Here is a 9,186-nt window from a genome sequence, read left to right as displayed (position 1 = left end):
GGTAGAACCTCTTGATTATTTAAGTATGATGGGGCTAGTTCAAAAAAGCCTTTTTGTTATAACAGACAGTGGAGGATTACAAAAAGAAGCGTACTTTGCAGGAAAAAGGGCGATAGTTGTTATGCCAGATACAGGTTGGAGAGAATTAACAGATGCAGGGTGGAATATACTAAGTAAAGCTGATGAAATCAAAGATAAGATGGGATGTATAATCAACAACGAAATAGATTCAAAAACAAAAAATATATATGGTGATGGAAATTCAGGAAAAAAGATTGCTGGGTTGATAAAGGCGTTTTGAGCAGTATAGACATATTCAAAATGAAAGAATCTTTCAAAACGTTTTGTTGGGGGAGATAGAAGAGATATGAACACATGAAGAAATTAAAAGTTACCTCAACTAACATCTAAATCATCTTTTGCAGGAAGTTTAGCTGCCTTTTACAATAAAATCCCCTAAACCCCGTATTAAGAAAAAGTGTATATAGAATATGTTGAAAGATTTGCTAATTTAGTTGTTAGGATGAAGAAAAGAGGAATTACCTTTTCTACTCTAAGAGTAGTTAATGGAGTAACAAATGCAACTTTTACAATTTTATATGCGTTATTCTTTTCAAGAACTTTTTATGCAGTTATCGTAGGTTTGTTTTTTTCTCACATAATAACTTCGATACTTGCAATTTATTTTGAAAAAGAATTATGGTTTTGTAGCTGTTGCATTTATTAATACCTTTGTAAACAGTTTATTTCTTCAAGTATTCTCTGCTGTGATAGGGCTTATCTTGGTTTTGATTGTCTATCGTGAACAAGTTAGATATGTTTTGGATTTTGGAATTGAAGAGTTGAAAAGGTTAAAGAATATAATTTAATTTATAAATTTGACAAAACCAATTTTTCTTGATAAAATAAAGTTAATAGAAAATTTAGGAGTGTAATAAAAAATGAAATCAAATGTCGTTGTTGAAAAAATGAATAATTATTATTGGTATTTTAGCAAGACACCCATTTTGGTGCCTTTGTTTTGTCGTTGTAAAACTTAGGCTGCAAAGATTCCGAAATGGGTGTCTACTGTATTAGTAGACACCCATTTTTTAATATCAATTTGTAAACTTTTGGAGGTGAATTCTTATGGTAATTGTAATGGAGGAAAATGCAAAAACCGAGGATATTAAAAGAGTTATTAAGAAAGTAGAAGAGGCTGGTTTTAAGGCTCATCCAGATAGAGGAGAAAATCATACTATTATTGGAGTAGTTGGAGAAGGAGACAGAGAGTATATTCTTGGTAATATAAAGACCTTTCCTGGAGTTGAAAGGGTTGTAGAGTTGACTCAACCTTTTAAATTGGCTAGCAGAACTTTCAAACCTAATCCTTCAATATTCGATATAGGGGGTGTAAAAGTGGGGGGAGACAATTTAACTATTATAGCAGGGCCATGCGCAGTAGAAAGCAAAGAGCAAGTATTACAAACTGCATATGCATTAAAGAATGAAGGCATAAAATTTTTAAGAGGCGGAGCTTACAAACCAAGAACTTCTCCTTACTCATTTCAAGGATTAAAAGATGTGGGGCTTAAGATTTTAAAAGAAGTTGGAGAAGAAACTGGGTTAAAGATAGTTACTGAAGTAATGGATACCAAAGATGTAGAGCTTGTTGCAAAATATGCTGATGTTCTACAAATTGGTGCAAGAAACATGCAGAATTTCTCTCTTTTAAAAGAAGTTGGAAAATTAAACAAACCCGTATTATTGAAAAGAGGGTTGTCAGCAACATATAAAGAGTTTTTAATGGCGGCTGAGTATATTATTTCAGAAGGAAATAATCAGGTAATATTGTGCGAAAGAGGAATTAGAACTTTCACTGATGAAACAAGAAATACCTTAGATATAAGCGCTATACCTGTGATAAAAAGATACAGTCATCTTCCTATTATAGTTGATCCTAGCCACGCAGCTGGAGATTGGAGATACATAAAGCCATTATCAAAAGCTGCCATCGCTGCAGGCGCCGATGGGTTAATTATTGAGGTACACCCTGATCCACAAAACGCTTTATCAGATGGTCAACAATCTTTGAACTTCGAACAGTTCAGCGAACTAATGGAAGAAATTAGAGCTTTGACAAGCGTTAGCAAAAAGGTATTATCTTGAAAAATAGTCAGGGGGGTAACGAATGTTATTTGAGAATGTAATGATAGTAGGTACAGGTTTAATAGGTGCATCGCTTGGATTAGCTTTAAAAGAGAGTCAAGAAGTAAATAAAATAATCGGTTATGATAATAATATTCACTCATTACAAAACGCTTTAGAAATCAATTCTTTTGATTTAATTGGAAGTATTTCCGATCTTTCTAAAGCTAACTTGATAATTTTTGCTACGCCCGTAGAAACAACAAAAAAATTATTACTGGAAAACCTAAAATCAATCAATGAAAATACCGTAGTAACAGATGTTGGAAGTACAAAAGAAGAAATAATGAATCTCTTTGATAGTTTAAATGGCGGTATAAACTTCATTGGAGGGCATCCTTTAGCTGGATCTGAAAAGTCCGGCCCTTTGAATGCAAAAAAAGACCTTTTCAAAAACAAACCTTACATACTTGTAAGATCAAAAAACTGTGAACAAGAAAGTTTCGAAAAATTTAAAACACTTATTCTTAAAATAGGGGCTACGCCTATTATTTTAGATGCTAAAATTCATGATAAAATACTGGCAGTAACTAGTCATTTGCCTCAAATCGTTGCCTTTTATCTTATGAAAACTCTAATGGATTTAAACGAAACTGATAATACCTACTTAAACTTAACAGGCAGTGGATTCAAAGATACTACAAGGCTCGCTGGAAGCGATGCGAAAATGTGGATAGATATTTTTAAACAAAATAAGGACAATATTATAGAATCTTTGACTATCTTTGAAAAAGAATTAAAAAAATTCAAACGAAAGCTTGCAAGCGATAAGTACGAAAAGATAAAAGAAGAACTAGAATCAATTCGTTCGTTCAAAACTAGAAGCGAGGGAAAAGAATGAAAATAGAAGCTGTTCCTATAAAAAGTATTAATACTGAGATTACCGTTCCTGGGGATAAATCTATTTCTCACAGGGGATTGATTTTAGGTTCTTTAGCTAATGGTGAAACAAGGATACATAACTTTTTAACTTCTGAAGATACCTTGGCTACCCTTGAGATATTAAAATCAATCGGTGCAAATATAACTCAGGTTTCAAAAAACGAAATCATCGTGCGTGGAAACGGATTAAACTCTTTTAGAGAGCCTTTTGATGTGTTGAATGCAAAAAATTCTGGTACAACAACACGTTTACTCATGGGAGTTTTAGCTGCTCAAAAATTTTACAGCGTTATAACGGGGGATGATTCTCTAAAAAAAAGACCCATGAAGAGGGTAATTGATCCCTTATCAAAAATGGGAGGTAGGTTTTTTGGTAGAAAAGGTGGAGAAAACCTTCCCATAACAATTCTGGGAACGGATAAAGTTGTTCCCATAACGTATGAAACACCTGTTGCCAGTGCCCAAGTTAAATCTTCAATTATTTTGGCTGGTTTACATGCAAAAGGAAAAACCATGGTTAAAGAACCAGCTAAATCAAGGGATCATACTGAAAGAATGTTGAAATATATGGGGGCAGATGTCGTTGAAAAAGAAAAAACAACGATAATAAGCGGACCAGCAAATAATTTAAAAGGTAAAGATATATTCGTTCCGGGAGATATTTCTTCCGCTTCTTTCTTCATTGTTGCTGCATTAATTACTAAAAACTCCAATCTTCTAATAAAAGATGTAGGGCTAAATCCAACCCGTACGGGAATATTAGATGTTTTAAAGATGATGGGGGCAGAAATTTCTATCATAAACGAAAGAAATCTAAACAACGAACCTATTGGTGATCTTTTAGTTAAAAGTAGTAAATTAAAAGGAGTAGAAATAAGTGGTGATATGATCCCTTCTCTAATCGATGAAATCCCTATAATATCCATATTAGCTACTCAAGCAGAAGGCAAAACAACGATAAAAGATGCAAAAGAATTAAGATACAAAGAAACGGACAGAATCAAAGCAATATGTAGTGAGTTAACAAAATTGGGAATCGAAATAACTGAAAAAGACGATGGATTTGATATAATAGGCAAGCAAAAGATAAAAGGAAACTGTACTTGTAACAGTTACAACGATCATAGAATCGCCATGTCTCTTGCAATAGCAGGGACAATAGCTGAAAATCCAATAAAGATACAAAACTTCGAATGTGTGAACATATCTTTCCCCGAATTTTTAAGTATATACAAAAGTTTGAAATCTTAGAAATTAAACAAGTATAAGAAGGAGCCAATAATGAAAAAATTTGGGCTAATAGAATATCCTAAAAAAGAAAGTCTTTCTTACAAAGTATTCAATAGCTACTTTAAAGCTGCTAATATCAAAGCAACATATGAAGATATAGTAATAGAACCTTCTGAATTTGATAATAAAATCCAAAATTACATTCAAAATTATGATGGATTAAACATCACTGTACCTTTCAAAGAAGTGGTTATAAAATATATTGACATTATAGAAGATGCCAAGGAAATAAATGCTGTAAACTGTATTTATAAAAATAAAGGTTATAATACAGACTGGAAAGGTTTTTACTACTCACTGAAATTCCCATTAGTTGAACCCATACTTTTAATAGGGGCAGGAGGAGCTAGTAAATCTATCGTATATGCGTTATATAAGAAAGGTGTAAAAGAAATATATCTAACGAATAGAACAAAAGAAAAAGCTGAAAAGTTAAAAAAATTTTTTTCAGATAAAATAGAAATAAAAGTCGAACCATTTGAAAATTTAAAAAGTATCGTTAGAGGTTCTAAAACTCTAATCAATGCTACTTCAATAGGAATGTTTCAAGAATCTTTCTATTTAGATGAAAATGATCTTTTAAACCTTTCCTTAATATACGATATAGTCTACAATCACACGCCCTTACAAAAAACTGCCCAAAAATTAAAGATAAACTGTTTAGATGGAAAAAGTTTTTGGTTTTACCAAGCGGTTGAAAACCTAAAAATATGGGATATATATAACGAAGAAATATTCAATAATGTATTCAAAAAAGTAGTTAGAGGTGAATAAAGTGGAGATAAAAATAGTCGGAGATTCCCATGGACCTGCTATGGTTGGTTTAATAGAAGAAATACCAGCAGGTTTAAAAATAGATACCGATAAAATAAACGAAGATTTAAGAAGAAGGCAAAGTGGCTACGGTAGGGGAAACAGGATGAAGCTCGAAAAAGATGAAGTTCAAATAATTGCTGGATTATGGAATGGAATAACTACTGGAGCACCACTTGTTTTGATAATAAACAACAAGGCAAAAAATCCCGTGAAAGAACCAAGAACAGTTCCAAGACCCGGGCATGGGGATTACTCTTGTTGGTCAAAGTATAGATTGGATGACCTTAATATATACACAGAAAGAAACAGTGCTCGATGGACAAGTGTTCTTACGGCCGTAGGAAATGTGGCAAAACAGTTTCTACAAGAGTTTGGTATAAAAACTGTAAGTTTTGTTAGATCTATAGGAAGAGTTGAAGTAGAAGACTCGAACTTTGATGAAATACAAAAAAATCTTGAATATTACACACAAAAAAGAGATAAATCAGAAGTTCTATGCCCTTTTGAAGATGTATCTGAACGAATGATAGAAGAGATAAAAGAAAACGCATTGAAAAAAGCCACAACGCTTGGTGGAAGCATAAAAACATTTGCAACAAATGTAAAAGCTGGCCTAGGCAGTTATGCGGATCTTTTTGACAGAGTTGATTCAAAAATCGGCAAATACTTTTTATCTATTCCTTCAGTAAAAGGTGTATTTATCGGACATCAAGATGTGAGTATAAATGGTGCACAATACCAAGACCCTTTCACAATAGATGAAGGTAATATTAAAAGGACAAAAAATTATGCTGGGGGAATAGAAGCAGGCATAACTAACGGTGAAAATATCGTAGTAACTACTTATTTCAAACCTATATCAACACTTGCAAAACCTCTTGATTCCGTAGATTTAAAAACAAAAGATAAAGTAAAAGCCCCGTATGTAAGATCAGATTCTGTAGTAATTCCTGCTGCTACAGTAATAACAGAGAACACGCTTGCTATAATAATCATGGAGGAAATTATAGACGGTTTTGGTAACGACAACGTTGAATTAATAAAAAAAAGATACTTTCAAAAATAGGTGATAAACTGTGAAGATATTTTTGATAGGAATGATGGGATCTGGAAAGAGTACCTTGGGGGAAATGGTTTCTAACATCTTATCCATTCCTTTTATAGACATAGATAACGAGATAGAGAAAAGTGAAAATATGAAAATAAAGGACATATTTGAAAAGAAGGGAGAAAAGTATTTTAGAGTTATCGAAAGTTCCTATCTTGAAAAATTAACTCAAAAAAATGGACCTTTTGTTGTATCTACTGGCGGAGGGATAATTTTAAATTCCAAAAACAGATACCTTTTGCATAATGAAAACACTTTCTATTTAAAAGTTTCGCCAAATGAGCTAAAAAAACGTGTCCATTTAGAAAATAGACCTCTTTTAAAAAATAATAGAGACAATATAATAGAAATATATCAACAACGAAAAGAATTATACGAGGAGTTTGAAACGATAGATATTACCAATCTAAACGAATGGGAATCTGTTGCAAAAATAATTTACAAGCTAAATATCGAAAAAGATTTAGAAGTAAGCTCTTCTTTTCAAAATGTAAGGATTCAGTCAAACGCTTTAAAACATATTCCTGATAATAACATAATATTTTTAAGTGAAAAGGTTAACCAACTGTACGGTAGTTTTTTTCCTCAAAAAAAACTCATCTTACCAAATGGAGAGAAAACAAAGGACATTTCTTATGTATTAAAGGCTTACGAATATTTATTGGAAAACAACGTTTCAAGATCTGATACTCTAATAGGTATAGGTGGTGGAACGATAACAGATTTTTCTGGATTTGTAGGAACAACTTACAAAAGAGGCATGAACTTTTCGTTTTATCCCACGACGTTACTGGGCCAAATAGATGCTTCAATAGGCGGAAAGAACGGTATAGATTTCAAAAGATATAAGAACGTTGTTGGAACGATAAACCTTCCAAACAAAGTGATAATCGATCCGATATCCTTGTTATCTTTAGAAGACAAACTGTTCCTCGAAGGTCTAATAGAAGGGTTTAAGATGTGTTTGATCGCCGGAGGAGATTTCTATAACTTCTTCAAAGACAACTTAGAACTATTGTTGAAAAGAAACTTGGATAAGTTATCTTGGTTTATTAAGCGATCCGTTGAGGAAAAATTACGGATAGTAGAAAAAGATTTCAACGATACAGGATTAAGAAGCTCCTTAAACTTAGGTCATACATTTGGGCATGCCTTTGAAGCAATAACAGGTATATCACACGGATTATCGGTTGGTTGGGGACTTATTAAAGAGGTTGAATACTTCAAAGAAAAAAATTATTTGCAAAAAAACTACTATCTAGAGATAATAGAATTATTAGAAAAACTACTCCCAGAAAATATAAGAAAAATACAAACAAATAGTAAAGAAATGATTCATTACATAGCAAACGACAAAAAGATAGGCGAAAGAAAAAAGATAAAAATGCCTATACTGAACTCTCCTGGAAATGTAATAATAAAGGAAATAGATATATCTGAATTTTTTGAAATATTATAACAAATAAAGGGGGAAAATATTTTGATATTAGTTATAAATGGGCCAAACTTAAACATGCTGGGGAAAAGACCTACCGATATATATGGAAGTGAAACATACGATGATCTAATAAAAAAGATAAAAGATTACGCAGAAAAAGATGGTTTAACCGTTGACTTTTTTCAATCAAACTCTGAAGGAAAAATAATCGATAGAATACAAAAAATGGATTATGAAGGGTTGGTCATAAACCCAGGTGCGTTTACCCATTATTCTTATGCAATAAGAGACACATTAGAAATTGTTAATGTTCCAAAAGTTGAAGTTCATCTATCAAACATACTTGCAAGAGAGGCTTTCAGAGAAAAATCTGTAACTAGTGCCGAGTGTGATGGGGTGATATCAGGATTGGGACAATATGGGTACATATTGGCTTTAAATTACATAAAAAATAAATTAGAAAATAATTAGGGGGAAACCATGACAGAAATCATACTAGGAATAGTTCAGGGTCTTACAGAGTTCTTGCCGGTATCAAGTTCGGGACATTTAACGATATTTTCACAATTTATGAATATAGACCCAGATGTCCCATATTTTGCTTTACTTCATCTAGCTACATTCTTTGCAGTTTTGATATTTGTTTGGTCCGAAGTAGTTGGATTAATAAAAGGTCTATTTAAATGGGAGAAAGAGTCTTTATCTTTAATATTAAAATTAATAATATCTTCCATCCCGGCAGCTATCTTAGGACTTACCCTTGAATCAACAATAGAAGCTGCGTTTTCTTCCGTTACTATAGTAGGTGTATTTTTAATTCTTACAGCTGTCTTTCTATTGATATCAGATTTTTTAAAAGGAAAGAAAAGTCTATCAAATATTACTTACCTTGATGCCTTGATAATAGGAGTTTTCCAAGCAATCTCGATATTTCCAGGAATATCCAGAAGTGGGACAACCCTATTTGGAGCTTTATTGATGAAAACAAAACGGGAAGATGCGGTTAAATACTCTTTTTTAATGAGTCTTCCAGTAACCTTTGGAGCAGGCATCTTAGAAATAAATAAAGTAACTTTCTCACCATCTATAATCTTTGGTGCCTTGCTTGCATTTATTACTGGTTTATTTGGATTATACTTGCTAAAAAAGACGGTAATAGCTGGGAAACTCAGATACTTTTCTTATTACTGTTTTGCAATTGGGATAATATCTATAATTTTGCTGTAAGGGTTTTAATTCCCCTTTTTGAAGGGGTAGCTGTGACGGTTACTGTCACAGACGAGGTAGTTGCTTTTGATTTACCTTCACAGAAGCAGAATTAGCTTTAATTCCTCTCTTGAAAGGTATGTGGGTTTAAATTCCCCTTTTTGAAGGGGTGGCTGTGACGCTTTTTGTCACAGACGGGGTAGTTGCTTTTGAATTGGATTTTCAATTTGCTAAAAGCAAATTAAAGAATGACTACCCC

General features: G+C 32.7%; 10 protein-coding genes. All 10 read left to right on the top strand.

The window, feature by feature from the left end; genetic code table 11:
- A partial coding sequence (locus PW5551_RS06140; protein WP_146738334.1) for a UDP-N-acetylglucosamine 2-epimerase occupies positions 1 to 301 on the top strand: 301 nt, incomplete at its 5' end.
- Between the two features lie 177 nt (positions 302 to 478).
- Positions 479 to 727, top strand: coding sequence for a hypothetical protein (locus PW5551_RS06135; RefSeq protein ID WP_233488454.1), 249 nt, complete (start codon positions 479 to 481; stop codon positions 725 to 727).
- Positions 728 to 1,128: 401 nt separating this feature from the next.
- On the top strand, positions 1,129 to 2,148 hold the full coding sequence (gene aroF, locus PW5551_RS06130; protein WP_113074916.1) for a 3-deoxy-7-phosphoheptulonate synthase: 1,020 nt from the start codon (positions 1,129 to 1,131) through the stop codon (positions 2,146 to 2,148).
- 22 nt (positions 2,149 to 2,170) lie between these two features.
- Complete coding sequence (locus PW5551_RS06125; protein WP_113074915.1) at positions 2,171 to 3,028, top strand: prephenate dehydrogenase; 858 nt, start codon at positions 2,171 to 2,173, stop codon at positions 3,026 to 3,028.
- On the top strand, positions 3,025 to 4,320 hold the full coding sequence (aroA, locus tag PW5551_RS06120; RefSeq protein ID WP_113074914.1) for a 3-phosphoshikimate 1-carboxyvinyltransferase: 1,296 nt from the start codon (positions 3,025 to 3,027) through the stop codon (positions 4,318 to 4,320). The genes PW5551_RS06125 and aroA overlap by 4 nt, the downstream gene beginning before the upstream one ends.
- A gap of 30 nt (positions 4,321 to 4,350) precedes the next feature.
- A complete protein-coding gene (locus PW5551_RS06115) occupies positions 4,351 to 5,133 on the top strand; it encodes a shikimate dehydrogenase (protein WP_113074913.1) in 783 nt (260 codons plus the stop codon).
- A gap of 1 nt (position 5,134) precedes the next feature.
- Positions 5,135 to 6,241 (top strand): chorismate synthase, encoded by a 1,107-nt coding sequence (aroC, locus tag PW5551_RS06110; RefSeq protein WP_113074912.1) that lies wholly within the window; start codon positions 5,135 to 5,137, stop codon positions 6,239 to 6,241.
- Positions 6,242 to 6,251: 10 nt separating this feature from the next.
- A complete protein-coding gene (aroB, locus tag PW5551_RS06105) occupies positions 6,252 to 7,742 on the top strand; it encodes a bifunctional shikimate kinase AroK/3-dehydroquinate synthase AroB (protein WP_113074911.1) in 1,491 nt (496 codons plus the stop codon).
- 18 nt (positions 7,743 to 7,760) lie between these two features.
- Positions 7,761 to 8,192: a type II 3-dehydroquinate dehydratase gene (gene aroQ, locus PW5551_RS06100; protein ID WP_113074910.1), complete on the top strand. Its 432-nt coding sequence runs from the start codon at positions 7,761 to 7,763 to the stop codon at positions 8,190 to 8,192.
- A gap of 9 nt (positions 8,193 to 8,201) precedes the next feature.
- Entirely contained in the window at positions 8,202 to 8,948 is a 747-nt protein-coding gene (locus tag PW5551_RS06095; RefSeq protein ID WP_113074909.1) for an undecaprenyl-diphosphate phosphatase, read from the top strand.
- Positions 8,949 to 9,186: the final 238 nt, after the last annotated feature.

This window comes from Petrotoga sp. 9PW.55.5.1 (assembly GCF_003265365.1).
Taxonomy (GTDB): Bacteria; Thermotogota; Thermotogae; order Petrotogales; family Petrotogaceae; genus Petrotoga.
The sequence above is the reverse complement of the archived record's forward strand: the minus strand, read 5'-3'. Positions and strand labels throughout refer to the sequence as shown.

What these genes read in the sequence shown, in the direction of transcription:
- PW5551_RS06125 (WP_113074915.1), top strand. Translation starts at nt 2,171, where the DNA reads ATGTTATTTGAGAATGTAATGATAGTAGGTACAGGTTTAATAGGTGCA.
- aroF (WP_113074916.1), top strand. Translation starts at nt 1,129, where the DNA reads ATGGTAATTGTAATGGAGGAAAATGCAAAAACCGAGGATATTAAAAGA.
- aroA (WP_113074914.1), top strand. Translation starts at nt 3,025, where the DNA reads ATGAAAATAGAAGCTGTTCCTATAAAAAGTATTAATACTGAGATTACC.
- PW5551_RS06095 (WP_113074909.1), top strand. Translation starts at nt 8,202, where the DNA reads ATGACAGAAATCATACTAGGAATAGTTCAGGGTCTTACAGAGTTCTTG.
- PW5551_RS06115 (WP_113074913.1), top strand. Translation starts at nt 4,351, where the DNA reads ATGAAAAAATTTGGGCTAATAGAATATCCTAAAAAAGAAAGTCTTTCT.